Raw genomic sequence first — 25,204 nt, 5'->3', positions numbered from 1 at the left:
CAAGCTTTGACGAAGTCAAAGCTACTTCGTAAGCATCTTGCTAAACTTTGACGGAGTCAAAGTTACTCGTAAGCATCTACTAGGCTTTGACGGAGTCAAAGTCACTTCGTAAAGACTCGCTATGCTTTGACGAAGTCATGCACTCTCTCGGATTCATATATCCAGGTGATGATTCCGTCAAAGCAGTATTGTATGCTGTCGATTCGCACTCCAGTCGAATCGGAGCTTACTCAAGCTATTTACAGCTCCGGAGTACACCCAGAGCGTATTCATTAGAGCAATGATCTAACGCAGCCATGGTTCAATGATAATGATTAGACCGAAGTGGCAAACGATTTTTTGAACTGCTCAATAGCAGCCTTCAATGCAGCTTCGTTATCTGCAACAAGATCCTTCGTATCACGAATGGATTGAAGAATTGCATCATGAGAGGATTGCATGAACAACAGGAATTCCTTCTCGAATCTTCTAACATCCGCTACAGGGATGTCATCGAGATATCCTTTTACTGCTGTATAGAGACTGACAACCTGAAGCTCAACCGCCAGTGGTTGGTTAACACCTTGCTTCAGAATTTCCATCATGCGTGCACCTCGGTCCAGACGGGCCTTGGTGGACTTATCCAGATCGGAGCCGAACTGGGAGAACGCTTGAAGCTCACGATATTGAGCCAGATCCAGACGCAGGGAGCCTGCTACCTTCTTCATGGCTTTGATCTGAGCGGAGCCACCGACACGGGATACGGAAATACCCACGTTGATCGCCGGACGTTGACCGGAATAGAACAACTCAGACTCCAGGAATATTTGACCATCCGTGATGGAGATTACGTTCGTAGGAATGTAAGCTGATACGTCAGAAGCTTGCGTCTCAATGAACGGCAACGCCGTCATGGAGCCACCGCCAAGCTCATCGTTCAACTTCGCTGCACGCTCTAGCAAACGAGAGTGAAGGTAGAATACATCCCCCGGATAAGCTTCCCGACCTGGTGGGCGACGAAGCAACAGGGACAGCTCACGATATGCAGAAGCCTGCTTGGTCAGGTCATCATATACGATCAGGACGTGCTCGCCCTTGTACATGAAGTACTCACCCATAGCTGCGCCAGCATATGGTGCAATGTAGAGCAATGGAGACGGCTCAGAAGCTGATGCCGTTACAACGATTGTGTATTCCAGTGCACCGTTGCGACGCAGTGTCTCCACTACTTGTGCAACTGTGGATTGCTTTTGACCAATCGCTACATAGATACACTTCATGCCACTGCCTTTTTGGTTCAGGATTGCATCGATTGCAACAGATGTCTTACCAGTCTGACGGTCACCGATAATGAGCTCACGCTGACCACGACCGATTGGAACCATCGCGTCAATCGCTTTAATTCCTGTTTGCATCGGCTCATGTACGGATTTACGAGCCATAACACCAGGAGCCTGGTTCTCAACTGGACGGAATTCCGTAGTTGCGATAGGTCCTTTACCGTCTACTGGCTGACCCAGTGGATTCACGACGCGACCGATCAATGCTTCGCCTACTGGCACCTGCATGATCTGGCCTGTACGTTTCACCTGGCCGCCTTCACGAATGTCAATGAATTCTCCGAGAATAACGACACCTACGTTGCTCTCTTCTACGTTAAGGGCCAAGCCCAGTACGCCGTTGTCGAACTCAACGAGCTCTCCGGACATAACATTTTCCAGTCCGTATACGCGGGCGATCCCGTCGCCGACCTCTACGACTGTACCGACCTCAACCACTTCAATATCCGTCTTATATTGTTCAATCTGACTCTTGATCAATGTACTGATCTCTTCAGGTCTGATACTCAACTAGGTTCACCCCTATCTTCTATACTCGTCTGTTAAAAGATTTCTCAAGACGCTCCAGCTTGCCTGCCAGACTGCCATCAAACAACGTATCCCCGATGACGACCTTCAGACCACCAAGCACCTCTGGATCGACTACATTTTCCACACGAATCTTCTTGTTCACACGGGCTCCGAACAGAGCGGATACTTCCGCCTTCTCCGCATCATTGAGTGCATATGCAGAATAGACCGTAGCGTCAGCTAGTCCAAGCTTCTCTCCCTCAGTCTCCAGATAGCCCTGCAGGAGTTCTTCGAACAGATTGGCTCTGCCCCGACCCACCAACAGCTTGATCGTATTGATCACAGGAGCCGACAACTTGCCCTGAAAGCTCTCAGCCAGCACTTGCAGCTTGACCGCTTCAGTAATGTTGGGAGAATTGATGAAGCTCAGTATTTGCTTGTCGCCCGAGACAGCTTTTACGAAAGCTCTAAGTTCGTCTTCCGTTTCGATGACCCGGCCTTGCTGCTCTGCTACTTCGTACAAGGCTTTAGCATACCGCTTAGCAACTACTGAGTCACGGTTCATGCTCTGCCTCCTACCTCTTTAAGGTATTTGTCCACAAGCTCTTCTTGAACTTGGCTCTCATTCACTTCTTTTTGAATCAGCTTGGAAGCAATCTGTACAGAGGCTCTGCCCACTTCATTACGCAGAGTGGCCACTGCTTTGTTACGCTCATTCTCGATATCGCGAACAGCTTCGTCCTTCAGACGAGTAGCTTCTTCACGAGCTTCGCCAATGATTTGCTCTGCCTGTCTCGTACCTGTCTGCTTGGATTGCTCCAAGATTTCATAAGCTTCCTGACGAGCCTGTTGCAGTGCTTGTTTTTGCTCCTCTACATAAGCCGTAGCTTGCTCACGTGTTTCTGCCGCTTCCTTCATTTGACGCTGAACCAGTTCACGCCGTTTCTCCATGATGGAGAACAGCGGTCCAAATGCATAACGGTCAAGCAACCAATATAAAATCCCGAAGGCAATCAGAGCAAGCACGAGGGATGTCCATTCAAAATGCAATTGAAGTCACTCCTTTCCGGTGAACGCCTATTCCATAATTCTCATTGATGATATCCAACAAAGAAGGCGCGGATGGCTGTGCCTTCCCCGCCAAACCTTATATATCATGAATTAAGCTGCTGCGTAGAAAATGAACGCGAGTACTACACCGATCAAAGGCAGTACCTCAACCAGACCAACGCCGATGAACATTACCGTTTGCAGGGAAGACTTAGCTTCCGGCTGACGAGCGATACCTTCAACTGTTTTACTGATGATCAGACCGTTACCGATGGATGCTCCAAGCGCACCCAGACCTACTACGATAGCTGCTGCCAATAATGCCCAAACTCCCATTGAAAAAATCCTCCCTCAAATACGTGTATTTTAAAATTAATTATATACAGTTAAGTGTGAAGCTAGCTTCAATACTTAACGTTGAAACCTAGTGATCCTCATGCGTATCAATCGTTTGCGACAGATACACAAAGGTCAGAATTGTAAAGACAAACGCCTGAATCGAGCCAATGAAAATACTGAAGCCTTGCCATGCAATCAATCCGGCTACTGAAGCGATATATCCGCCGATACCCAGAGCCGACATTTGCAGGATAACAGAGATCAGTACCTCCCCTGCGAAAATATTCGCATAAAGACGAATACCATGTGTTAGTGGCTTGGAAATGTTCTCAATCAGGTTAATCGGCAGGAACAGCGGAAATGGCTGCACATAGTGCTTAAAGTATGCCTTGGTATTGCGTGTCATCCCCATAAAGTGAACGATGGCAAAGACGATTAGAGCCAGTCCCAGGGTTACGCTCAAGTCAGCTGTTGGTGACTTCCACCATGCTACAGCTGCATGTGGGTGTGAGCCTGGTGCCGCAGAGTGGAACACCTCCTGAACGCTCAGCAGTGGCTTACTGAAAATAGTAGCCGCTTCAGCCGAGTCATACGAGGTTACGATCCCGAAGGGCAAGCCCAGCATATTCCCGACGAAGATGAACATAATGAGCGTCATCCCCAGGGACAGGAACGGTCTACCTTTCTTGAGATCCATTGTACTGGAAATCAGGCCTTGAACGAATTCTACGACCCATTCCATGAAATTTTGCAATTTCCCTGGATTCTCTACAGACAAATTGCGAGTTGCAAGGAGGGCAAGGACAAATACAATCGTACTGGTAACAATGAGCATCAATACAATCGACAAGTCGATATGTAATCCTCCAAGCTCAATGATCGGTGATTCGTGCATGTTTTTCTCCCTCCTTTCTCAGTGGTGCTTCTGGTCTTCTCTCAGAGAGAAGATGATGGCAATCACCAGCAATGCAAGATGCCCGGACACAAGGCTTGCCGCTACGGCAATTTCGTTAAAATACCACGGAAATTCCAATGCCAGCACCATGGCCAGTATGGAGGTTGCGGCTCGAAAAATAAACCCGGTCCCAAATACCTTTTTGCGTGATTCACCTGCTGCAGCATCCAGAACCTTTCGTGTCTTGAAAGACATATGAAACACATTTAGACAGCTTACAATAGTTCCTAAGACTAGTCCGTGACCAACATCACGGTGGTGGGGCATTAGTGCTGATACAAGGAAACAAAGCGCAATAAAGAACAATGCGACCACCCAAAGCGCTCTTTGAAATCGATTTGTCTCACTCATTATTGTCCCTCAGTACCTTTCTTATGACAAGAGCGACATTTGAGATACCTGCAACCAAGCCTACGATAACGCTTACGGCAATCCAAATCCCAAGATGTCCGAAACGATTCCCGAGCCAGTTTCCGATGAGAAATCCGCCATACACACATACGACTAGATTCACGCCAAGAACACTGACCACGCTAGCGGCCTTCCAAACATTTCCCGAGTCCTTGGGCTTGGCTTGCTTGACCATTTTCGTGTCACCCCTGTAATTCCAGTCCATTTTACTTAAATATAAGACACTTTGTCAATTGAATGCTAATGGCTTTCCAGTGGGAAAAAAACGGGTGGAAACTCCCCCTAAAAAGGGCAAAATTCCTTACAAACCGTACAGTTGAACTGTATGCTAACTGTACGGCTTGTATAATATCGAATACAACTACTTTGTGAACATTCTGTGAAACTCTTCCGGACGCTCCGCTTTGACTCCGAAATGGTGAAGAATCGCATTGACAATTCTAACCGAAGCTTTTCCGTCTCCGTATGGATTTGCAGCCTTGCTCATCGTTTCATATAACCCTTTGTCCGTCAGGAGAGCACGTGCACGCGTATAGACTTTCTCTTCGTCAGTCCCAACAAGCTCAAGCGTACCGGCCTCAATCCCCTCTGGACGCTCAGTTGTATCTCGCAATACCAGTACAGGCACACCATAGGAAGGCGCTTCTTCCTGTAATCCGCCAGAGTCTGTCAGAATCAAATGAGTATGCGGATAGAAATTGTGCAGATCCACTACATCCAATGGATCAATCAGGCGAATACGTGGGTGGTTCCCAAGGATCTCGAATGCAGGCTCCTTCACAGCAGGGCTTGGATGGACCGGATAGACAATAGCTACATCCTCGAACTCATCCGCAATGCGCTTCACAGCCCGGAAAATGTTGCGATGTGGCTCTCCCTGTGATTCGCGACGATGCGCGGTCATGAGAATCAGACGCTTGCCTTGTGCCCATTCAAGCACCGGATGCGTATAGTCCTCACGCACAGTATACTGGAAAACATCCGTAACTGTATTTCCAGTTACGTAGATATTTTCTTCCAGTTTATTCTCCTTCCGAAGGTTCCCTGCTGACAAATCCGTAGGAGAAAAGTGTAGATCCGATAACACGCCCGTCAGCTGACGATTCATCTCCTCTGGGTATGGAGAGAGCTTATTCCAGGTCCGTAGCCCTGCTTCGACATGGCCGACCTGAATCTGCTGCATAAAGGCCGCATAACTAGCTAAGAACGTCGTAAGCGTATCTCCATGCACCAGTACGATATCTGGCTTGGCTTTCCGAAGCACAGGCTCCAGACCCTGCAGCACTCTAATGGAGATTTCGTTCAAGGTCTGCCGGTCCTTCATAACATCCAGATCGTAATCCGGGTGGATGTTGAATACCTCCAGCACCTGATCCAGCATTTGACGATGCTGAGCAGTTACGCACACGATGGATTCAATATGCTCGGGATGGCGCTCCAGCTCCAGAATAAGCGGGGCCATCTTGATCGCTTCTGGCCGTACTCCAAAAATCGTCATTACTTTAATCTTGGACATGATTAAGCTCCTTTTCACATTAAAGCATGGCCCCGGTAACAATGGTATGCTCATGTGTCCGGGGCCAAATCATCTGCTTATAATAGATACTTCCATGAATTACATTATGAATACTTCCCAACCCAACTGCAAACTTCCTGCTTGCTGGCTTTACTTGGTACCGTAGAGTCGGTCTCCGGCATCTCCCAGTCCAGGAATAATATATCCATGACTGTCCAGACGCTCGTCCAGTGCAGCTACATAGATGTCCACATCAGGGTGTGCATCCTGAACGGCTTTGACGCCTTCGGGAGCTGCAATCAGGTTCATCATTTTAATCTGCGTGCAGCCACGCTTCTTGAGCACATCAATCGCTGCAATTGCTGAGCCTCCCGTAGCGAGCATCGGGTCGATGACAATCAACTCACGCTCAGTTACATCGGTCGGCAGCTTCGTATAATATTCAACAGGCTGAAGTGTCTCCGGATCACGGAACAGCCCGACATGACCTACCTTGGCCGCAGGGAGCAGCTTCACTACGCCATCCAGCATCCCTAGTCCTGCTCGCAGGATCGGAATCAGACCGAGCATACGCCCGGAAATGACTTTGCCTTCCGTCTCTGCCACAGGGGTCTGTACCACAATGCTCTCCAGTGGAATGTCACGTGTAATCTCATAAGCCATCAGCGTCGCTACTTCATCGACCAATTCACGAAAGTCTTTTGTATTCGTGCGCACATCACGAATGAAGGTCAGCTTGTGTTGAATTAATGGGTGATCGCATATCACCAGTTTACCCATATTAAGTCCCTCCGGTATCCTACTTCATTTCCTTAGCACACTGTAGTCTCGCGTATAGACCACAGGTGATTGCAGCTTGCTGTAATCGCATGTACTCCACTATACGTTCATTATTATTTCAAATTCTAAGCAATCGTATAATGCAGTGAGGGTCTATATTCTTTCATTGCCCAACTATAGGTGCTATCGATCCACAAATCTCGTATATTATATCATTCCTTGCCGCTTTTAACACCTGCCTGTGGTAACGAATTAGAGAAATGAAAGAGCCCTCGCCTTTCGGACGAAGACTCCCTCATCTGACTATCTGAATTTCAGATTATCCCATGCCTCTTGGAATTGCTGCATCATATCTTCTTTGGTGATCGCGCCTGCGATATAGGCCTGCATAATACTGCTAAGATCATGATTCAAGCCTTTGGGAAAACGTGAGAAGTTCCAGCTTAGCACCTTGTCTTCCTCTACGCGGCGAATAATCTCGGCACCGAGGTCACCTACGATGTCCGGGCTGGTCTTGATGCTCTGGAAGGCAGGTACGAATTTGAACTCCTCTGTGATGTATCTTTTCCCCGTGTCTGAGGTGACCATCCAATTCAGAAAATCTTTGGCCTCTTCCTTCACTGGTGAGTTCTTGTTGACCACCCAATTCGCTGGAACGCCGACGGCCAGGTAATCAGCTAATGCAGGATCATCATTGACCGGTGTCGGTAGAATGCCGATGTTGAGATCCGGATTAATCCCGTCAATCTGAGGCTGGGTCCAGTTCCCTTGTGGCATCATCGCCGCCTGCCCCGTTGCGAACAGCGTCACCTGTGTATTGTAATCGGTCGTCAGTGGATAGGGATTACTATACTCCAGCATCAGGTCCATCAGCTGTACCCAGTCGTCGAACACCGGATTTCCTGGGATGCGGTTCGTCTGGGCATCAAGCTCTTCAATGAATCGCTCAGGCTCCTCCTGTCTGGAGAATGGAATGTTCGCCAAATGATTGCCAAGCACCCAATATTCTTGATAAGCATTGGCAAATGGAATGATTCCTTGCTCCTCCAGACGCTGTGCTACCTGCCTCAACTCCGTTAAGGTCTGTGGGAGATCCGTAATCCCTGCCTGCTCGAACAGGTCCCTATTATAAATGAAGCCGAATCCTTCCAGATTCATCGGCTGCCCATATAGCTTGCCATCCTTCGTCATGGGCCGCTTCGCGAAATCATCAAGCTCATTCACCCATGGCTGGTCGGATAAATCCTCAAGATATTCGAACCACGTCTCCATATCCTGATACCCTTCATTGGTAAAGATATCAGGCTCATCACCAGATGAGAACTTTGCCTTCAAAGAAGCTGCGTAATCCATACCGCCTCCCACAGACAGCACCTCGACCTTAATGCCAGGGTGCTCCTTCTCGTACTCGGCTACCATCGCCTTCAGCGGCTCAGAGATCTCGACCTTGAACTGGTAGATGTGAATCGTCTTGGAATCCGTACTTTCCTGTGCTCCATTGCTGCAGCTAGTCATAAGCAACAGTACAAGGACAAGCAGGAGGGGGAAGCTTATGGATTTTCGACTGAATATGCGACTGAATCTTCGGCGTCCAAGCATGCTCTCACCCCTTAACCCTTTACCGCACCGGCTGCAATGCCGGATACGATATATTTTTGCATCGACAGAAAGAAGATAACGACAGGAGCAATCCCGAGCACAAGTGCGGGCAAGGCCAGATCCCACTGCTTGGTAAATTGACCGAACAGCATATAGGTTGCAATCGGAATTGTATTCAGATCCGGGTCAGACAGAATCAGCGAAGGCATCAAATAGTCATTCCAGATCCAGAGCGTATTAAGGATGAGTACGGTCACGAACATTGGCTGTAGCAACGGACAGACGATACGGAAGAATACACCGTAGCGGGAAGTGCCATCCACGCGAGCCGCCTGTTCAATCTCCAGTGGAACGGACTTGATGAAGCCATGAAACAGGAACACGGACAAGGATGTACCGAAGCCCAGATAACAGATAATCAAGCCCAGCAGGCTGTTATTAAGGCCCAGCACATTCGTCACTTCCATCAGCGGCAGCATAATAGACTGGAACGGTACGACCATGGCCGCCACCAGAATCACGAATAATATGCGGTTAAATACCGTATCGTGTCTGACCATCTGATAAGCAGCCATCGAACTGATCAGCAGCAGCAGCACATTACTGACAAGTGTTACGATGAGCGAGTTCATAAAAGCTTTTGGAAACTCTATGGCCCGCCAAGCCTGCACATAATTGCTCCATTGGAAGGAGGCAGGCCAGGAGGCTGCATCAGACAATATCTCCCCGAACGGCTTCACCGAATTCACCAGCAGAAAATAGAAAGGGATCAGGAAGATCAATGCAATCAGGATCAGAATCAATTCAGCGGCAAATGTGCTTAAACGATACTTGCTTGATGTATGCTCCATCTTACATTTCAACCTCCCTCTGCTTGGTCATGCGCACCTGAATGAGTGTAATGATCGCGACAATCACGAAAAAAATCATAGCCTTGGCCGTCCCAAGACCGAGACGATTATTGGTAAAAGCTTCATTATATATGTCCAGCGCTACGGATTCTGTTGATTTGTACGGTCCGCCCTTGGTAAGCGCCAGATTCAATTCAAATACCTTGAACGACCAGGAGATCGCAAGAAACAGACAGACCGTCACCGCAGGCATGATCAGCGGAATAATAATCTTGCGCAGCACCTGCATACGGCCTGCACCATCCATCTGAGCGGATTCCAGCAATGATTGAGGTATATTACTTAGCGAAGATATGTAGATCACCATCAGATAGCCTGCATATTGCCACACGAATACGATGACCGTGCCCCAGAAGGCCGTTGATGCATCACCAAGCCACGGTAGAGTGAAAAAGGACCAGCCTGTAGCTTCTCCTACCGCTGAGAATCCTCTCACGAATATGAACTGCCAGATAAAGCCGAGCAGCAACCCGCCAATCATATTCGGCATAAAGAAAACTGTCCTGAGCGCAAGGCGTGTTCGCAAGGGCCTGGTCAAGAAGAAGGCCAGTAGAAAGCCTAGCACATTGGTCAATACGACACCACATAAGGTAAAGCGTACGGTGAACCAGAATGCATTTCGAAAATCAGGGTCCTTCGTCAGAATGTGAACATAATTATCCCATCCTAGCCAGCGGTTGTGCTGCGATACTCCATCCCAGTCTGTCATGGAGTAGTACAGCCCCAATACGAAGGGGACCACTACAATGGACACGAAAAATATCATCATCGGACCGACAAAAACAAGCTGTCTCATAAGTGCTGAACCCTGTCGATTCAATATCATCCGCTCCTTTGCTATAAAATGAATACCCTTGCACACCATATCTATTTTGTTAATTACCCAAAAATTACATATTTAAGCTTACTCAATGAGATGACACGATTACATTTATCTCGCAGGACAGGACAGTACAACGACAAAAAAGCGCAAGGAATTACGCGGTATATGACCGCGAATCCTTACGCTTGTATACTTGCTCTATTCGATTAAAATCTCACACCTGGATATTAGTACTGCACACTTGGATAGATTGGATACTGATCAGTCAAACGGGTAACACGTGCGCGCAGCTCGCCCAGCTTAGTCTCATCCTTCGCATTCTTGAGCGTACCTGCAATGATGCTGCCGATCTCTAGCATGGCATCTTCCTTCATGCCACGAGAGGTAGCAGCTGGCGTACCGATCCGAATACCACTCGTAATGAACGGACTAGTCGGGTCAAATGGGATCGCGTTCTTGTTCACTGTAATCCCAATGGAATCCAGTACATGTTCCGCATCTTTACCTGTAATGTTCAGATTGCGCGTATCAATCAGCATGAGGTGATTGTCCGTGCCGCCCGATACGATATTGATGCCTTCTTTGACAAGAGTCTCAGCCAGTACCTGTGCATTACGCACAACCTGCTGCGCATATTCCTTAAAGGAGGGATCGAGTGCCTCTCCGAAGGCTACTGCCTTGGAAGCGATCACGTGCATTAACGGTCCACCTTGGGAACCAGGGAATACAGCCTTATCAATAGCTTGGGCCCAGGATTTGCGAGTCAGAATCATACCACCGCGTGGTCCACGGAGGGTCTTGTGAGTTGTTGTAGTTACAAATTGGGCATGCGGAACCGGATTCGGGTGCAATCCAGCTGCAACCAGACCTGCGATATGAGCCATATCCACCATGAACAAAGCACCTACATCATTAGCAATGGATGCAAAAGCCTCAAAATCAATCGTGCGTGGATAAGCACTCGCTCCAGCAACGATCAGACGAGGACGATGCTTGAAGGCAGCCTTGCGTACTTCATCATAATCAATCAGGAAGTTATCCTCACGAACTCCATAGGCCGCGAAATTATACAGCAATCCTGAAGCATTAACTGGACTACCATGTGTCAGGTGACCACCATGAGCCAGATTCATACCCAGAACGGTGTCCCCAGGCTTCAACGCTGCCAGATACACGGCCATATTCGCCTGTGCACCGGAATGCGGCTGAACATTGGCATGCTCGGCGCCGAACAGTTCCTTGGCACGGTCACGCGCGATGTCCTCCACGATATCTACATGCTCACAGCCGCCGTAGTATCTTTTGCCTGGGTAGCCTTCGGCATATTTATTGGTGAGCACTGAGCCCATAGCTTCAATGACCGCTTCACTAACAATATTTTCGGATGCAATCAGCTCGATATTGTTCTGCTGACGCTTCAATTCCAGTCCCATAGCTTCCAGTACAGCCGGATCGTTCTTACGCAAATGTTCCATCATGATAGATAATCCTCCCTGCGATTTTATAATCATTTTAGAATAAATTACATCAGATAGCATCCATACCCGTTACTACATCAATAACGACATTGCATCATAGAATGGCATTAAAACATTAAATAACGGCATTCATGGCACTGCATTAAGGCATAGGATTCAGTCACAGTTTCCACTTGTATCCGTCTCGCCCAAGACCTTGTACACAGCTCGCTCTCCGCCAATAAGAGGAGGACGGGTGAAGGCTGCCGTCACACGCGCCTGTCCCACATAACGAAGTGATGGTCTGTAAGGCACCGCCACTCTTCGCAAGTGCATCCCGATGAGAGTCTCGCCAATGTCCAGGCCCGCATGCGCCTGAATGCGCTCAGCCAAGCAAGGCTGCTGCATCAATTGATAAGCCGCGGCTGCCATGGACCCACCTGCCGTTGGTACGGGGACAGCCCCCACTTCATTGAAGCCCATTCGCTCCAGGACCTCACGCTCCAGCACCAAGGCCCGGTTGAGATGCTCGCAGCACTGATAAGCAACAGCGAAGCCAACCTCCAAGCGGACTTCTTCAATTCCTGCCAGCAGCTGCTTCGCTACCTCAAGCGCACCAGAGGTTCCAATTCGCTGTCCCACCACTTCGCTAGTACTTGCGCCCACGACCAGCAGATGACCTGGCCCCAGATGAGCAGCCTCCACCAGCTCGCGTACAATGCCAGATACCGCAGCCTGTAGCTCCTCTATATGCTTCACATTGCCCATTCCGCGCTCCTCCCTATCCTGCCCAATAAATCCGGCTTCTCCGTTGACATTCTATCGTCTTCATTATAGCGGATTATTGACTTTGCAATTCATAAAATTCAAATACTTGAGCAACAAAGGAAGGAGTTGAAGCTTAAAAAAATGAAAAAAAGAGCAGTCTACTGCTACGCAGCGTTGCTCTTTTGCCCAGGCGACCGGCCGTATATCTGGTGCTCCATCGTGGTTCAGCCCACTTTTGTCGCCAGTTACACCAGACTCTCTTAACTCATGAACATCATAATTCATCTGCAAGCGGAAATCAACATTGGAGTAGCAGTTTTCATTGGAAAATGTTCATTTCTTTCATGCACAATCCCCAGTGCTCCCTATCCCCTAGTAAGCTTGTCCACCAGTCGATGCAGGGCCGTCCGAATCTCGGCAGCAGCCACCTCATAATCATCCCTTGAGCCGCCGAACGGATCGGAGATATCAAAGCTTGGAATGCGCTGTCGCAACTCGATGATCTTTTCACGCTGCTCCATCGACAGCTCCTGCCCTAAAGCGGCTGCAAGCTCCAAGGAGGCAGCTAACTCGTCCATCTCCTGCAGATCACGTAGCACTCGCTCATCATCCTCGACGTATTCCTTCAAGGTAAATACTTTCCCTGCCGATTGTGGGAATCGCTGCAGCACATGCTGCTTATGTCCCTGGGTCAAGGTCAGGATCAATTCTGCCCAGTTCATCAATTCCGGATTCAGCGAGGATGATCGAAATTCCTCATAGATATCATGATCCTCCAGCACAGCCTTCGCATGACGGGATATCGTAGCTCCATCCATTGCAGCCACGCCAGCGGAGCGAACCTCCAGATCCAGCTTTCGTTCAGCTGATATTTTACGTAGCATTGCCTCTGCCATAGGGCTACGGCAAGTATTACCTGTGCAGACAAACAAAATATGCTTCATAGCGATCAGCCTCCCAATACCGTAAGCAACTAAAAAATAAACATAAAGCCAAAGGTCAATAGTATCGTACCTCCGACCATTTCTCCATAGGCTCCTAGCTGTATACTAGCCTTGCGTCCCAGAAGCAAACCGAGCATGGACATCGCGCCTCCACATATCCCGAAGGTAATGACCGTCAGCGCTAGATCACTGTTGAACATTCCAAGTGAAATACCTGCCGAAAAGGAGTCTATGCTCACCCCCAACGCGAATAGCACCATCCCAAGGGTGGAACGGTAATCGAGCATGGGGATACCTTCCCCACGTATAGCATTATAGATCATATGTCCGCCAAGCAGGATAAGCAGCCCACCAGCCACATAGACCGTAACCTGACCCAGAATCGCGCTCATATATTGACCGGTGAACATCCCCAGTAGTGGCATAATGATATGAAATAATGCAATTACCGTACTAATCCGAAGCACATCGAGAAATCGAATTCCTCTCATACCGACCCCAACACCAAGCGACATGGCATCCATGCCAAGTGCCAAAGCCATCATCAAAATGGTCATGAACTGCCCTGTATGAGCTGCAAATTCCTGCATCCACATTCCCCCATGTACATTATCAATCTTGTACACGATATGCGGACAAGGGGGACTTCATACCAAGCTCGTCTAATTCCCTGTGTGAATGATTCGGTTCCCTGCGGCCTTCAGCATACGATTCATGACAGCTGCTCCCATGCCCTTGAGGGGGCATGCTTCCGCCAGAATGAGGTCCACCCCTTCTTCATCACAGCGACGAAGGAGGGAGTAGAGCCTCTGAGCCGCCTGCTCTGGCGCAGCAAGACTCCCCAGCGAATAGACACATGGATGTGGATAAGCTGCGAGATGCTCATCATAAGCAAGCACAGCTGCACGCTTGTGGCTCTCCGTTGCCTTCGCCAGCTCTGTGCGGATTCGTGCAGCTACGACGTCCACTGAGCCGCCCTCTACGATGTACATGGTACCGCGCGGAGCATAATGCGTATATTTGACCCCTGGGGAACGCGGTGCTGTAAGTCCATCAGTAGCATTAGCTGCTTCCTTCAACCCGGGGTCCACCAAGACAGCCTTCACACCAGAGACAGCCATTAACTGCTCAGCAGTAATGCCACCTGGGCGAAGAATCGTGACCTTCCCATCTGGACTTGTCTCAACGACTGTTGACTCCACACCTACCCCCGTTGGGCCAGCATCGAGGATACCATCAATACGCCCACCAAGATCCTCTAACACGTGAGCAGCCGTCGTCGGACTAGGTCTACCGGACAGATTGGCGCTGGGAGCCGCTACCGGGCATGCAGCCTCAGCCAGCAGGCGCAAGGCCACTGCATGATCCGGCATACGAACCGCTACCGTATTCAGACCTGCCGTGACCCGGGCCGATAGCACTCCAGCTCTCACAGGCAGCACCAGCGTTAACGGTCCAGGCCAAAATTCCCGTATCAGCTGCTCCGCCAGCTCATCAACATGCTCAACGAGCTCATCAAGCTGAGCACGGTCAGCTATGTGCACAATAAGTGGGTTGTCCGAGGGTCGGCCTTTGGCCTTAAAAATAGAGGATACAGCTTGATCATTACGGGCATCCGCTCCCAGACCGTATACGGTCTCGGTCGGAAATGCCACCGTCTTTCCATGGCGGAGAAGAGCAGCTGCCTCCTGAAAAGCAGCAATATCCGCTGTAGTCTCCATTACCTGAGCACCTGTCTTCGCATCCGGAACATAAGGTTCATCCGTTGCGACTGGCAGATCATCTCCGCTGAGTCGCGGTGTACTGCTCAACGACCAGTAGCGGGTCTCCACCCGCTGGTCAGCTCTACTTGGTAGTGAGCCTGTCACAGGCACACGTTCATCATTCATATGAGTTCATCCTATACTGTATAATCATGGCTCGCATCCATACTTAGCATGCCTGTTATGATCTATTATATCATATTCAATCCCTGTATCCGTAGACAGGGTCTTACTGTGCATTGAGGGATACATGTACAGGAAAGATCGTTCAGGCGAACAAGTTACTTAACCAGTTCCAGCCCTTCACTAGCATATCCCACAGGAAGAAGCGAACCTCCGGCTCCTCGCCAGCCGTTACCGGTGACGGGGCATCACCCACTGCTGCTGCCGCCGCTGCGGTATTTCCTTCGCCCGTTGCTGCCCCGACGAAGCAGAGTGGCGGGAACAGCACACACCACCAATTCTGTCCCTGGCCTGAGCCCAACGTGATTCTTACAGCTTCGTAGTCGCCTGCCGGATACAGTCTATTACCATACCACTTGTTCGGAAACGGAACATTGCCGAGCTCAACATTGTATGTATAATTCACATTCCGCAGGGCAAGCTGCTCACCCACCGTTGCTTCAATCTCAGGAAGACGGGAACGCACCATCCGACGCGCTTCCTGGAGACTCTGCGGCTGATCCAGCTCCGAGACCCATGTGTTCATCTCTTGAACTACAGCATCACGAATCTGCAGCTTCAACAGCTGGTCACTTGGTTGGTCGGAATTCGCCAGGATTCTGAGTCTGATGGATGCTTGTGGAATGGCATCGGATTGTTGAATCCACCCGGGTACCGCAGCATCCACCTTCTGACCTTCCCACGACATAATCCATATCATCAAGCACATGACTAGCATGGCTAATTGTCTCCATCCGCTTCTACTCATCTCAATGCCCTCCCCGAACTCTATCATGTCTATCAGTATGTCCGGTGAGAGAGAGATTAAACCTAGCAATCTATTAAATTCTACGATCATTCTACGATACGACTTCCGTACAAAAAACACACCTCGTCCTGGCTGCCGATCTATTGGAGATCCACAGTCCATTCTAAAGTGTGTCTATTCTTCTGTGTGGAGCTGTCTACTCCGAATCCTTTTGGCTCACACTATTCTTAGCATCCTTCGGGGACTTGCTTGATTGGATCAGCTTCGCTGGCTTTGATTCTCGCAGACTGCGAGCCCAACGGGAAATGCCTGTCGGCTGCTCTTCAGCTATCCCCCCATCCTGAAGCACCTGCACTCTCGGACGTGCTACTGGATCAGGAAGGTCATCGTCTACCTCCTGTCCATGTACCTTGATGCTCATGATGAGACCCATACTAGCCATGTTAATAAGCAGCGAGGTACCCCCATAACTGACAAACGGAAGGGTAATCCCTGTCAGCGGCATAATACCAATAAATGCACCGATGTTCTCGAAAATCTGGTACAGCATCATCGCGACAATCCCGACAATCAGGAATGGTCCGGTGCGATCACGACACTCCAGAGCAATCAGAATGAGACGATGGATGAGTATAAAATAGAGCAGTAATAAGACCGATGAGCCTATAAATCCAAATTCTTCAGCTACCACTACAAAAATCGAATCCGAATACGTATAAGGTACCCGCCCGGACTGTACAGACGAGCCATTAAGGAAGCCCTCACCAAGCATGCCTCCGGACGCAATAGCACGCTTCGCATTATCCGTATGCCATTTCGCCGCAGCTGACGCTTCATCAGGCATGAGCCAAGGGTCCAAACGGTCAGTCCAGTGTGTCCGGTCAATACTCACCATGAAATTATAAATCTGTTCATGAAAGGTCATGTATGCCTTAATGCCTCCACCCACGACCACGGTGAAAATCACCAGGGCAATCATAGCGTGGGTAGACTTGATATTGCCGATCCATAGCATGCCGATCAGAATAACGAGATACGCAAGTGCATTTCCCAGGTCATTCTGCGCCATAACAATTGCGAAAGGAATAAAGGTAATAAACCCGATCGGGAGTACGTCCCGAATAAAGCGCAGCTCGCTATTCCTTTTTCGCATCAATACATACGACAAAAAGATGATGAGCGCTAGCTTGAAGAACTCCGCTGGTTGAAGGCTAAGTTCGCCAATTTTGAGCCAGCCCTGTGCGTTATTCAAATTTTGCCCGAAAAAGAAGACCAGCAGCAGCAGCAGAATGCCTCCACCATAGATGTAGAGTGCATTTTGAATAAATACTCGAAAATCCACTATAGTGAGGCCCAGAATCGCTATGAACCCCAGTGCATAATAGATCAATGTCTTCTTATAGTCATTGCCATGGCCGTTCCAATATTGGCCTGCACTATACTGTATGATTACACTAATGACCATCAGCAGAACCAGGATTACTATGATCGGCGTGTCAACTCTCTTAAATTTCTGAAACATGCTGTCCCCCTGAAGCTTATTGAGGATTGGCCATTCGCACAAAATGTGTAAAAGGCCACTCTCTGGATAATCCACCTTTATCATTGTAAAGGATCAGCGCTCAAAAAGAAAATACACCATGATGGCCTTTGATACTGGACTCCACCGAGATCATATGCAGCTTACCTACATGTGGCTCTAATGCCTGCCTTAGGGGCTAATCGGCCAGACCCAGTACATGACGCTCAATGCCAGCCAGATCTGGGACAACCACAATGCGGCTCCAGTGGCCTGCCTGCCTCAGCAATTCCGCGACAAGTGATGCCTGCCCCATACCCAGCTCAAAGCCAATCAGCCGAGGAGGTGCTTGCAGCAGAGACAGCTGCTGCATCATGATCCGGTAAGGAGCCAGTCCGTCTGGTCCGCCGTCCAGCGCAAGCCGCGGCTCATGAAGACTGACCTCAGGCTGCAGGCCTTCAATCTCCGCAGCCGGAATATAAGGTGGGTTCGACACCAGGATATCAACAACCTCTCCAGCAAATGGAGCCAGCAGGTCACCCTGTCTCATTGCCAGCTCTACACCGACAGCCGCAGCATTCAGCCGGGCTACAGCAAGCGCATCGGGAGACAGATCTCCCGCTAGCACCTGCCACCCTTTCCGCTCCGCTGCTATTGTAATAGCTATCGCTCCGCTGCCCGTCCCGATATCCAACACCCGTGGGTTGCCACCCGGCCAGAGCTGATCGCCATACTGAAGGATCGCTTCCACCAGTAGCTCCGTCTCCGGACGCGGAATGAGCACACTTGGCGACACCTTGAAGGGGCGTCCGTAGAACTCCTGCTCACCTATAATGTACTGAGCTGGCTCACCGGCGGCCTTTCGATTCACTACAGTTTCCCAATCCTGCTGCTTGCCAGCAGGAAAGGGCTGCCCCAGCTCTGCGTAGAAAGCAGCACCTTGCATATCCAATACATGCTCCAGCAGGAGACGTGCATTATGCTGTGGCTCTAATACACCTGCTTCTGCTAAAAAAGAAGAAGCCTCAGTCAAGGCTTCTCTGATGCTCCGTCCTGGCGACATCCGATAAGATTCACGTGTCAAAGCTTATACCTCTTGTTCCATGAGCTCAGCCTGCTCGGCAATCGTAAGCGCAGATACAATCTCATTAATCTCGCCATTCATGACCTGATCCAGCTTGTGCATGGTCAGACCGATGCGATGATCCGTGACACGGCTCTGTGGGAAATTATAGGTACGAATACGCTCACTGCGATCTCCGGTACCCACCTTGCTCTTACGCTCGCCAGCATACTTGGCTTCCTCTTCCTGACGCATCATATCGGAGATACGTGCACGCAAGACCTGAAGTGCCTTCTCCTTGTTGGAGTTCTGCGATTTTCCATCCTGACACGTAGCTACAATGCCAGTTGGCATATGCGTTACCCGTACAGCAGACTTCGTCGTATTAACAGACTGCCCACCAGCACCACTGGAACAGAAGGTATCTACACGAATATCCTTATCCAGAATCTCGATATCCACTTCCTCTGCTTCAGGCATAACGGATACAGTGGATGTGGAGGTATGAATCCGTCCACCAGACTCTGTCGTTGGAATTCTCTGAACGCGGTGGGCACCGCTCTCGAATTTCAGCTTGCTATATGCGCCTCTGCCCGTAATCATGAAGATGACCTCTTTGAAGCCACCCAGATCATTCATATTAGCGTCCATCAGTTCCACACGCCAGCCTTGCGTATCTGCATAACGAGTGTACATCCGGTACAGATCCGCTGCGAACAGAGCAGCTTCGTCTCCTCCAGCCGCGCCACGAATTTCCACGATCACATTCTTATCATCGTTAGGGTCCTTCGGCAGCATCAGAACGCGGATATGCTCATCCAGCTCCTTCTGCCGTGAGCTGAGCTCTTCGATCTCCATTTTGACCATCTCGCGCATCTCGTCATCAAGCTTCTCGCCCTGGAGTTGCTTCGCTGCATCCAGTTCTTCGCTAACGTTCTTATATTCAGTATATGCCTCGTAGGCTGGCTGCAGATCGGATTGCTCCTTCGAATATTCGCGCAGCTTCTTGCTATCATTTACTACATCCGGGTCACAGAGCAGCTCGCTGAGCTTCTCATAACGGTCGGCCAAAGCCTGTAATTTATCCAACATGATGGGTCACCTCACGTATCAATTTCAATTCTATTCGTTACATCTGCTATGTGCTCATATTTCATCTATAACTTCAATTCAAGCCGGAACTTGTGCCACATATATCCTGACTGCTTACTCAGAACATGAGTTACCTGGACAGAAGCCCTCACTTTAGTTCATACAATATATTCTTCAACCAATATCTCAACATACTCTTGAACTTACATCTCGACGCCCAAGCTCGCTACAACGTCATCAAATCCTTTACTGAAAAGTAGAAATCAATAAGGTATACGACTCTTAATTATAGCATATTATCGAATGCCTGAACAGTAACTATCCCCACTGGATACCCAATAATATCTTGTCAATATGCTGTATGTTAATACAGGTCAGAACTTTAAATACTGTAGCCGAATACCACACACGGTAGGCGCTGTCGAGGACTACTCGTAAGAAGAACAACGCTTGCTTGCATATTAATATATCCGTCAGCTAAAAACAATCAGCAACGAACAAAGCCTGCCGTCTTCCTAAGAAGATCAGCAGGCTAATTACACAATTACAGGCTTGCCCTGAATATCATTACTATGCTACTAGATTATTCGATAATGCATTGCTTGATATTAGTGTATTGGTGTGTTCCTTGCTAATACAGGACTGTGCTAGCACACCTCTTATTAAACGTTGAAACGGAAATGCATAACGTCGCCATCCTGCACGACATATTCTTTACCTTCCAAGCGAAGCTGCCCGCGTTCCTTGGCACCGTTCATAGAACCAGCCGCAACCAGATCGTCGTAGGATACCACCTCAGCACGAATGAAGCCACGTTCGAAATCCGTGTGGATCACTCCCGCTGCTCCTGGAGCCTTGGTTCCCTTGCGAATCGTCCAGGCGCGAACCTCTTGCACCCCAGCTGTGAAATACGTATACAATCCGAGAAGCTTGTACGCAGCCTTGATCAGCAGGTTCAGACCAGAATCCTGAATACCCAGCTCCTCCAGGAACATCTGCTTGTCTTCGCCTTCCAGCTCAGAGATTTCTTCCTCAACCTTGGCACTAATTGGCACCACTTCAGCATTCTCAGCTGCAGCGAACTCCTTTACACGGTTCACATACGGATTGTTGGCAACATCAGCGATCTCATCCTCCGACACATTAGCCGCATACAGTACAGGCTTGAGCGTGAGCAGGTGCAGATCACGGACAATGAGACGCTCTTCGTCCGTCAGATCCACGCTGCGAGCAGGCTTGTCCTCGTACAGAACAGCCTTCACCTTTTCCAATACCTCAACCTCTTGCACGTACTGCTTGTTGCCGCCCTTCATATTCTTCTTGGAGCGCTCAATACGCTTCTCGATGCTCTCGATATCGGCCAGAATCAGCTCCAGATTAATGGTCTGAATGTCGCTGACCGGATCAATCTTGCCATCCACGTGGGTAATGTTCTCGTCCTCGAAGCAGCGCACCACATGAACGATAGCGTCCACCTCACGGATGTGAGCCAGGAACTTGTTACCCAGACCCTCACCCTTGCTCGCACCGCGCACAAGACCAGCAATATCTACGAATTCAAAGGCCGTTGGAACGGTCTTCTTCGGTTCAACCAGTTCAGTCAGCTTGTCCAGACGCTCATCCGGCACCTCTACAATGCCTACGTTCGGATCGATCGTACAGAACGGATAGTTAGCCGATTCTGCGCCAGCTTGTGTAATTGCATTAAACAATGTAGATTTGCCGACGTTAGGCAGGCCTACGATTCCAGCTTTCAAAGCCATGTATATGACAACTCCTATTTTCGGATAAATTTCAGGGGTGCCGCATGCACAGCGCATGCTTCCTCACACCCAACCAAGCACCAATTAGCAGATAACAGTCTAAATCATTATATATGAGAACATATACTCCAGCAACACCGGGCTTACAGCTCCTTGGACATTTGAATGTCCGTCACGACGTAGCCCATTTTTTTGTACAGCTCGAAGGCACGGGTATTATGTCCGAATACATGCAGTCCGATTTTTCGTATCCCGCGACTGCGTGCTTCCTCATCGAGAGCCCGTAGCGTTTGCTTGGCGTAGCCTTGTCCTTGATAAGCATCCTCGATCCAGAACTCCAGGATGAACGCTTCTGGGCCCACGGGAGTATCGGTAATGTTGAACCAAATGATCCCGATCCCCTGCTCATCCCCCCGCTGCTCGCGAAGTGTTATCACATATAGATAAGCATCCGGAGTATCGAGTCCCTGTGGCAAATATGTATGAAGACTTTCCTCCGCAAGGCGTGGTGCTTCTTCCTCCGTCCACGTCCCTGCTTGCACTTTGTCAGCGGCATAATCCTGAATCAACCGCTTGATAAAGCGCTCATATTCCTCACCATTCATGCGACGGAGTTGGATATTCTCCTGTAGCCCGTGGGCCTTCTCCGTGGCTGTGCCCGTACCTGCCATATTCGCTTTCTTGCCCGCCACTTCACGCGAAACCTCAATTGCAGCTTCATTCGTATCCTCATTTGTATCCTCATTTGTATTCTGATTCGTAGCCTTGCTCAAGTCTTTGTCCATCTCCCTATTCCATCCTCCCTATGCGTTCATATATTGCATTATGACTGCTCCCAAGTAATTTACAGGAGGGCTCAGCAAGTTAACCTGGGCTTAACCTCGGCATGATGATCCGTTGTTATGATGGTGTCATCAAGAGTCATTGTCATAGGAGGGATACCATGCGCCTGGCCTTGTTCACTGACACCTACGCTCCGGATACCAATGGGGTCGCTCGGACACTGCAACGCCTCAGTCAGCATCTGAATCTCAGAGGAATCGAACATCTGCTGTTCACTCCGCAATCCATCATTGAGGGTAGCCATGCTGCTTCTGTGCGCACTGTCGCCAATGTCCCTTTCTTCCTTTATCCCGAGTGTCGTATAGCCTTGCCGAATAGACTAGCCATTCATGAAGAGCTGGGAGGCTTTCGTCCCGACCTGCTGCACTTGGCCACTCCGTTCAACATGGGGCTCCTCGGCCTGAAATACGCACTGAAGCATCAGCTTCCGCACGTCATCTCCTATCATACTCATTTTGACCGCTATCTCGAATATTACAAATTGAAAAGCATGGTTCCCCTTTACTGGAAGTATATCAAATGGTTCCACAGAGCCTGTGATGCTACATTTACACCCTCTCTCGAAACTTTGAATTCCCTGCAGCTACAAGGTATCCAACGTCTGAAGCTATGGTCGCGTGGCATTGACTGCGAACTATATCATCCCGATCGACGCCATCAGCATATTCGGCAGCGTTACGGCATTACAGCTCCTCTGATTCTCCTCTACGTCGGGCGAATTGCCCCCGAGAAGAATATCGACACCTTGATGCTCGCGATGAAGCATCTGCCCGAGAGCATGCAAGCCCGCGTGCACTGGCTCATCGTCGGAGACGGACCACTACTGCCCAAGCTGCGTCTACACGCTCCTGCGAACACAACATTCACTGGGTACCTTCATGGAGAGGAGCTTGCTGCCGTATATGCTTCGTCAGATATATTCGTATTCCCTTCCTGTACCGAGACGTTCGGGAACGTAGTGCTGGAAGCGATGGCTTCAGGTCTGCCTGTCATAGCAGCGAACGCAGGTGGGGTAAAGGATCTGGTCTCGCAGCATCGCAGTGGCATTCTACTCGAACCTAACAATGCCGAAGCACTTATTCGGGAATTATGTCTGTGGGGAGATCATATGGACCAATTGAGGATGATGGGTCTCGAAGGAAGAAGGCTTGCACAGATGCGGTCGTGGAGGCATATTTTTGACGGGCTAATCACGGATTACGAGGAAGCCATACAGTATCGAAGCCAACCTGCAAGCCATCGAACGTTTACAGCATAATTCATGTACCTCAAAGGACATTACACCTCAGGCTATCGTCACAGCCCGTACTGCTTCGATAGCCTGAAATGACGAACAAAATGGTCGAATATTTAAAGTCCTGGCCTGCTATGCTGCTACAGGTGTATTACAAGCGTATTTACAGGTCTATTATAGCGCTATTACTCCGTTATTGGTCCATGGTTGATCCGTTGTTGCCCTTGTTATAACTCGTACTACAGACCCCCTCGGCCTGCGCGTTGTCTAAGACGAGAGGTCCCTCTCAATTGTTCGACATCACGCACACCAATGCCGAACATCACCGTACGCAGCTCCAACTCCACTTGAGCCAATCGCTCGATCACCAGCTCTTCGGATTCTACTGCCGCCCCTAGGAGGGAGCGCCCAAATCCGGCCAGATCCGCACCGAGCGCGATCGCCTTAGCTGCATCGACTCCATTTCGCAGTCCACCACTACCGATCACTGCCCCCTGTTCGAGCTCCTGAACCTCCCTGATACAACTCGCCGTAGGGTTACCCCAATCAGCGAATGCCTCGGCGGCAGCCCGTTTGATCGGATCTGTATTACGGAACTTCTCCACCTGACTCCAGCTCGTCCCGCCTGCACCAGCTACATCGATGAATGATACGCCTACCGAGAAAAGTCTGGCAGCTGTGACGCCATCAATGCCCCAGCCTACTTCCTTAACTCCGACAGGGACCGTTAGCCTACTGCATACCTCCTCAATCCGGGAGAGCAGTCCGCTGAAGTTCGTGTTGCCCTCTGGCTGAAATACCTCCTGCAGGCTGTTCAAATGCAAGACCAGCATATCAGCCTCCGCCATATCCACAGCACGCTGGCACTGCTCTACACCAAAGCCGTAATTCAGCTGCACGGCGCCCAGGTTGGCGATGATCGGAATGCTCGGGGCCTGCTTTCGTACCTGAAAGGTATAAGCCAGCTCCTCTTTCTCCACAGCAGCGCGGATAGAGCCAAGTCCCAGTGCCCAGCCTCTGGCCTCTGCTGCTGCAGCAAGCCGCTGATTGATCTGTGCTGTGCCAGCACTTCCCCCTGTCATAGAGCTAATAAGGAGCGGTGCCTGCAACTGGTGTCCCAGAAAATAGCTTGCCAGCTGGATGTCATCAAAATCCACCTCAGGCAGCGGGTTATGCTTGAATACTAAATGCTCCAGCCCGCTGCTAATTCCTTCACCAGCTACATTTTCGCGGAGACATAGCCGCACATGCTCCATTTTTCGCTCACCCGTTCGTACCGTTTCCCCCTGCGATTCCAGCTGTTCTTCCAACTGTCCTTCCGTTTGCTCCTCTATCTGGTCTTCCCTCTGCTCGTCGTGATCCGGTCGGCTCATGCGCTCACTCCCTCTCTGCACTTCTCATCGTCTGATATCTCAATGAACCACCCTGCGTTCGAGTGGGTTCATGGCATTCTCATGTTCATCATCTATCATTATATCCGATATCAGGGCATATCCGAATCCACTCATATTCGATTATTTGAATATACTTGTAGGATTGTTCACAGTTTTCATTATTCTGTATTGATTTATTGTATTGATTTATTTACCAAAAAAGGTTATTTTATAGACAGCT

General features: G+C 49.6%; 25 protein-coding genes and 1 riboswitch. Of the genes, 1 reads left to right on the top strand and 24 read right to left on the bottom strand.

Annotated elements, in window-relative coordinates; genetic code table 11:
• Nucleotides 1-314: 314 nt before the first annotated feature.
• The 23 genes from atpA to D328_RS0106310 all read right to left on the bottom strand — a co-directional run bounded on the left by atpA (nucleotide 315) and on the right by D328_RS0106310 (nucleotide 22,298).
• A complete protein-coding gene (gene atpA, locus D328_RS0106425) occupies nucleotides 315-1,829 on the bottom strand; it encodes a F0F1 ATP synthase subunit alpha (RefSeq protein ID WP_018884149.1) in 1,515 nt (504 codons plus the stop codon).
• Between the two features lie 19 nt (nucleotides 1,830-1,848).
• Nucleotides 1,849-2,394, bottom strand: coding sequence for a F0F1 ATP synthase subunit delta (locus D328_RS0106420; protein ID WP_018884148.1), 546 nt, complete (start codon nucleotides 2,392-2,394; stop codon nucleotides 1,849-1,851).
• Nucleotides 2,391-2,879, bottom strand: coding sequence for a F0F1 ATP synthase subunit B (atpF, locus tag D328_RS0106415; protein ID WP_018884147.1), 489 nt, complete (start codon nucleotides 2,877-2,879; stop codon nucleotides 2,391-2,393). Before atpF ends, D328_RS0106420 begins: the two co-directional genes overlap by 4 nt.
• Before the next feature lie 111 nt (nucleotides 2,880-2,990).
• Nucleotides 2,991-3,215, bottom strand: coding sequence for a F0F1 ATP synthase subunit C (gene atpE, locus D328_RS0106410; RefSeq protein ID WP_018884146.1), 225 nt, complete (start codon nucleotides 3,213-3,215; stop codon nucleotides 2,991-2,993).
• Between the two features lie 88 nt (nucleotides 3,216-3,303).
• Nucleotides 3,304-4,113, bottom strand: a complete 810-nt coding sequence (atpB, locus tag D328_RS0106405; protein WP_018884145.1) for a F0F1 ATP synthase subunit A — start codon at nucleotides 4,111-4,113, stop codon at nucleotides 3,304-3,306.
• Between the two features lie 18 nt (nucleotides 4,114-4,131).
• Nucleotides 4,132-4,524, bottom strand: coding sequence for an ATP synthase subunit I (locus D328_RS0106400; protein WP_026281033.1), 393 nt, complete (start codon nucleotides 4,522-4,524; stop codon nucleotides 4,132-4,134).
• Nucleotides 4,517-4,759 carry an AtpZ/AtpI family protein gene (locus tag D328_RS0106395; RefSeq protein WP_018884143.1) on the bottom strand — a complete coding sequence of 81 codons (243 nt, stop codon included), beginning with the start codon at nucleotides 4,757-4,759 and terminating at the stop codon, nucleotides 4,517-4,519. The genes D328_RS0106400 and D328_RS0106395 overlap by 8 nt, the downstream gene beginning before the upstream one ends.
• A 186-nt stretch (nucleotides 4,760-4,945) precedes the next feature.
• Nucleotides 4,946-6,100 (bottom strand): non-hydrolyzing UDP-N-acetylglucosamine 2-epimerase, encoded by a 1,155-nt coding sequence (gene wecB / locus D328_RS0106390; RefSeq protein ID WP_018884142.1) that lies wholly within the window; start codon nucleotides 6,098-6,100, stop codon nucleotides 4,946-4,948.
• A gap of 150 nt (nucleotides 6,101-6,250) precedes the next feature.
• The gene (upp, locus tag D328_RS0106380; RefSeq protein ID WP_018884140.1) at nucleotides 6,251-6,880 is read right to left on the bottom strand and encodes a uracil phosphoribosyltransferase; all 630 of its coding nucleotides are present in this window, start codon (nucleotides 6,878-6,880) and stop codon (nucleotides 6,251-6,253) included.
• A gap of 303 nt (nucleotides 6,881-7,183) precedes the next feature.
• Nucleotides 7,184-8,395, bottom strand: coding sequence for an ABC transporter substrate-binding protein (locus D328_RS0106375; RefSeq protein WP_231505519.1), 1,212 nt, complete (start codon nucleotides 8,393-8,395; stop codon nucleotides 7,184-7,186).
• A 95-nt stretch (nucleotides 8,396-8,490) separates the two neighbouring features.
• On the bottom strand, nucleotides 8,491-9,330 hold the full coding sequence (locus D328_RS0106370) for a carbohydrate ABC transporter permease (RefSeq protein WP_018884138.1): 840 nt from the start codon (nucleotides 9,328-9,330) through the stop codon (nucleotides 8,491-8,493).
• A gap of 1 nt (nucleotide 9,331) precedes the next feature.
• Nucleotides 9,332-10,216 carry a carbohydrate ABC transporter permease gene (locus tag D328_RS0106365; protein ID WP_197031797.1) on the bottom strand — a complete coding sequence of 295 codons (885 nt, stop codon included), beginning with the start codon at nucleotides 10,214-10,216 and terminating at the stop codon, nucleotides 9,332-9,334.
• A 224-nt stretch (nucleotides 10,217-10,440) separates the two neighbouring features.
• Nucleotides 10,441-11,691 (bottom strand): serine hydroxymethyltransferase, encoded by a 1,251-nt coding sequence (locus D328_RS0106360; RefSeq protein ID WP_018884136.1) that lies wholly within the window; start codon nucleotides 11,689-11,691, stop codon nucleotides 10,441-10,443.
• A gap of 156 nt (nucleotides 11,692-11,847) precedes the next feature.
• Nucleotides 11,848-12,438 (bottom strand): TIGR01440 family protein, encoded by a 591-nt coding sequence (locus D328_RS0106355; RefSeq protein WP_018884135.1) that lies wholly within the window; start codon nucleotides 12,436-12,438, stop codon nucleotides 11,848-11,850.
• A gap of 177 nt (nucleotides 12,439-12,615) precedes the next feature.
• Nucleotides 12,616-12,697, bottom strand: a riboswitch (ZMP/ZTP riboswitch).
• Between the two features lie 106 nt (nucleotides 12,698-12,803).
• Nucleotides 12,804-13,382 carry a low molecular weight protein arginine phosphatase gene (locus tag D328_RS0106350; RefSeq protein WP_018884134.1) on the bottom strand — a complete coding sequence of 193 codons (579 nt, stop codon included), beginning with the start codon at nucleotides 13,380-13,382 and terminating at the stop codon, nucleotides 12,804-12,806.
• Between the two features lie 29 nt (nucleotides 13,383-13,411).
• Nucleotides 13,412-13,972: a manganese efflux pump MntP gene (locus D328_RS0106345; protein WP_018884133.1), complete on the bottom strand. Its 561-nt coding sequence runs from the start codon at nucleotides 13,970-13,972 to the stop codon at nucleotides 13,412-13,414.
• A 72-nt stretch (nucleotides 13,973-14,044) separates the two neighbouring features.
• On the bottom strand, nucleotides 14,045-15,271 hold the full coding sequence (locus D328_RS0106340; RefSeq protein ID WP_018884132.1) for an L-threonylcarbamoyladenylate synthase: 1,227 nt from the start codon (nucleotides 15,269-15,271) through the stop codon (nucleotides 14,045-14,047).
• A 142-nt stretch (nucleotides 15,272-15,413) separates the two neighbouring features.
• A complete protein-coding gene (spoIIR, locus tag D328_RS0106335) occupies nucleotides 15,414-16,076 on the bottom strand; it encodes a stage II sporulation protein R (protein WP_018884131.1) in 663 nt (220 codons plus the stop codon).
• A gap of 196 nt (nucleotides 16,077-16,272) precedes the next feature.
• The gene (locus D328_RS0106330) at nucleotides 16,273-17,598 is read right to left on the bottom strand and encodes an FtsW/RodA/SpoVE family cell cycle protein (protein WP_018884130.1); all 1,326 of its coding nucleotides are present in this window, start codon (nucleotides 17,596-17,598) and stop codon (nucleotides 16,273-16,275) included.
• Between the two features lie 196 nt (nucleotides 17,599-17,794).
• The gene (prmC, locus tag D328_RS0106325) at nucleotides 17,795-18,658 is read right to left on the bottom strand and encodes a peptide chain release factor N(5)-glutamine methyltransferase (RefSeq protein WP_081625231.1); all 864 of its coding nucleotides are present in this window, start codon (nucleotides 18,656-18,658) and stop codon (nucleotides 17,795-17,797) included.
• Nucleotides 18,659-18,682: 24 nt separating this feature from the next.
• Entirely contained in the window at nucleotides 18,683-19,750 is a 1,068-nt protein-coding gene (gene prfA / locus D328_RS0106320; protein ID WP_018884128.1) for a peptide chain release factor 1, read from the bottom strand.
• A gap of 662 nt (nucleotides 19,751-20,412) precedes the next feature.
• On the bottom strand, nucleotides 20,413-21,513 hold the full coding sequence (ychF, locus tag D328_RS0106315) for a redox-regulated ATPase YchF (RefSeq protein WP_018884127.1): 1,101 nt from the start codon (nucleotides 21,511-21,513) through the stop codon (nucleotides 20,413-20,415).
• Between the two features lie 143 nt (nucleotides 21,514-21,656).
• Nucleotides 21,657-22,298, bottom strand: coding sequence for a GNAT family N-acetyltransferase (locus D328_RS0106310; protein ID WP_018884126.1), 642 nt, complete (start codon nucleotides 22,296-22,298; stop codon nucleotides 21,657-21,659).
• A 158-nt stretch (nucleotides 22,299-22,456) separates the two neighbouring features.
• Here D328_RS0106310 and D328_RS0106305 point away from each other — a divergent pair, with 158 nt between their 5' ends.
• Complete coding sequence (locus tag D328_RS0106305; RefSeq protein ID WP_018884125.1) at nucleotides 22,457-23,614, top strand: glycosyltransferase family 4 protein; 1,158 nt, start codon at nucleotides 22,457-22,459, stop codon at nucleotides 23,612-23,614.
• 215 nt (nucleotides 23,615-23,829) lie between these two features.
• On the opposite strand, the gene fni is transcribed toward D328_RS0106305, so the two are convergent.
• Nucleotides 23,830-24,846, bottom strand: coding sequence for a type 2 isopentenyl-diphosphate Delta-isomerase (fni, locus tag D328_RS0106300; protein ID WP_233426162.1), 1,017 nt, complete (start codon nucleotides 24,844-24,846; stop codon nucleotides 23,830-23,832).
• Nucleotides 24,847-25,204 lie beyond the last annotated feature (358 nt).

Source organism: Paenibacillus massiliensis 2301065 = DSM 16942 (assembly GCF_000377505.1).
Taxonomy (GTDB): Bacteria; Bacillota; Bacilli; order Paenibacillales; family Paenibacillaceae; genus Paenibacillus; species Paenibacillus massiliensis.
Note: the sequence above shows the minus strand (reverse complement) of the source record. Positions and strands in the feature narration are given on the sequence as shown.

Coding starts and splice junctions, on each gene's coding strand:
- D328_RS0106420 (WP_018884148.1), bottom strand. CDS start 2,394: ATGAACCGTGACTCAGTAGTTGCTAAGCGGTATGCTAAAGCCTTGTAC.
- atpE (WP_018884146.1), bottom strand. CDS start 3,215: ATGGGAGTTTGGGCATTATTGGCAGCAGCTATCGTAGTAGGTCTGGGT.
- atpB (WP_018884145.1), bottom strand. CDS start 4,113: ATGCACGAATCACCGATCATTGAGCTTGGAGGATTACATATCGACTTG.
- D328_RS0106400 (WP_026281033.1), bottom strand. CDS start 4,524: ATGAGTGAGACAAATCGATTTCAAAGAGCGCTTTGGGTGGTCGCATTG.
- D328_RS0106395 (WP_018884143.1), bottom strand. CDS start 4,759: ATGGTCAAGCAAGCCAAGCCCAAGGACTCGGGAAATGTTTGGAAGGCC.
- wecB (WP_018884142.1), bottom strand. CDS start 6,100: ATGTCCAAGATTAAAGTAATGACGATTTTTGGAGTACGGCCAGAAGCG.
- upp (WP_018884140.1), bottom strand. CDS start 6,880: ATGGGTAAACTGGTGATATGCGATCACCCATTAATTCAACACAAGCTG.
- D328_RS0106375 (WP_231505519.1), bottom strand. CDS start 8,395: ATGACTAGCTGCAGCAATGGAGCACAGGAAAGTACGGATTCCAAGACG.
- D328_RS0106370 (WP_018884138.1), bottom strand. CDS start 9,330: ATGGAGCATACATCAAGCAAGTATCGTTTAAGCACATTTGCCGCTGAA.
- D328_RS0106365 (WP_197031797.1), bottom strand. CDS start 10,216: ATGATATTGAATCGACAGGGTTCAGCACTTATGAGACAGCTTGTTTTT.
- D328_RS0106360 (WP_018884136.1), bottom strand. CDS start 11,691: ATGATGGAACATTTGCGTAAGAACGATCCGGCTGTACTGGAAGCTATG.
- D328_RS0106355 (WP_018884135.1), bottom strand. CDS start 12,438: ATGGGCAATGTGAAGCATATAGAGGAGCTACAGGCTGCGGTATCTGGC.
- D328_RS0106350 (WP_018884134.1), bottom strand. CDS start 13,382: ATGAAGCATATTTTGTTTGTCTGCACAGGTAATACTTGCCGTAGCCCT.
- D328_RS0106345 (WP_018884133.1), bottom strand. CDS start 13,972: ATGCAGGAATTTGCAGCTCATACAGGGCAGTTCATGACCATTTTGATG.
- D328_RS0106340 (WP_018884132.1), bottom strand. CDS start 15,271: ATGAATGATGAACGTGTGCCTGTGACAGGCTCACTACCAAGTAGAGCT.
- spoIIR (WP_018884131.1), bottom strand. CDS start 16,076: ATGAGTAGAAGCGGATGGAGACAATTAGCCATGCTAGTCATGTGCTTG.
- D328_RS0106330 (WP_018884130.1), bottom strand. CDS start 17,598: ATGTTTCAGAAATTTAAGAGAGTTGACACGCCGATCATAGTAATCCTG.
- prmC (WP_081625231.1), bottom strand. CDS start 18,658: ATGTCGCCAGGACGGAGCATCAGAGAAGCCTTGACTGAGGCTTCTTCT.
- prfA (WP_018884128.1), bottom strand. CDS start 19,750: ATGTTGGATAAATTACAGGCTTTGGCCGACCGTTATGAGAAGCTCAGC.
- ychF (WP_018884127.1), bottom strand. CDS start 21,513: ATGGCTTTGAAAGCTGGAATCGTAGGCCTGCCTAACGTCGGCAAATCT.
- D328_RS0106310 (WP_018884126.1), bottom strand. CDS start 22,298: ATGGACAAAGACTTGAGCAAGGCTACGAATCAGAATACAAATGAGGAT.
- D328_RS0106305 (WP_018884125.1), top strand. CDS start 22,457: ATGCGCCTGGCCTTGTTCACTGACACCTACGCTCCGGATACCAATGGG.
- fni (WP_233426162.1), bottom strand. CDS start 24,846: ATGGAGCATGTGCGGCTATGTCTCCGCGAAAATGTAGCTGGTGAAGGA.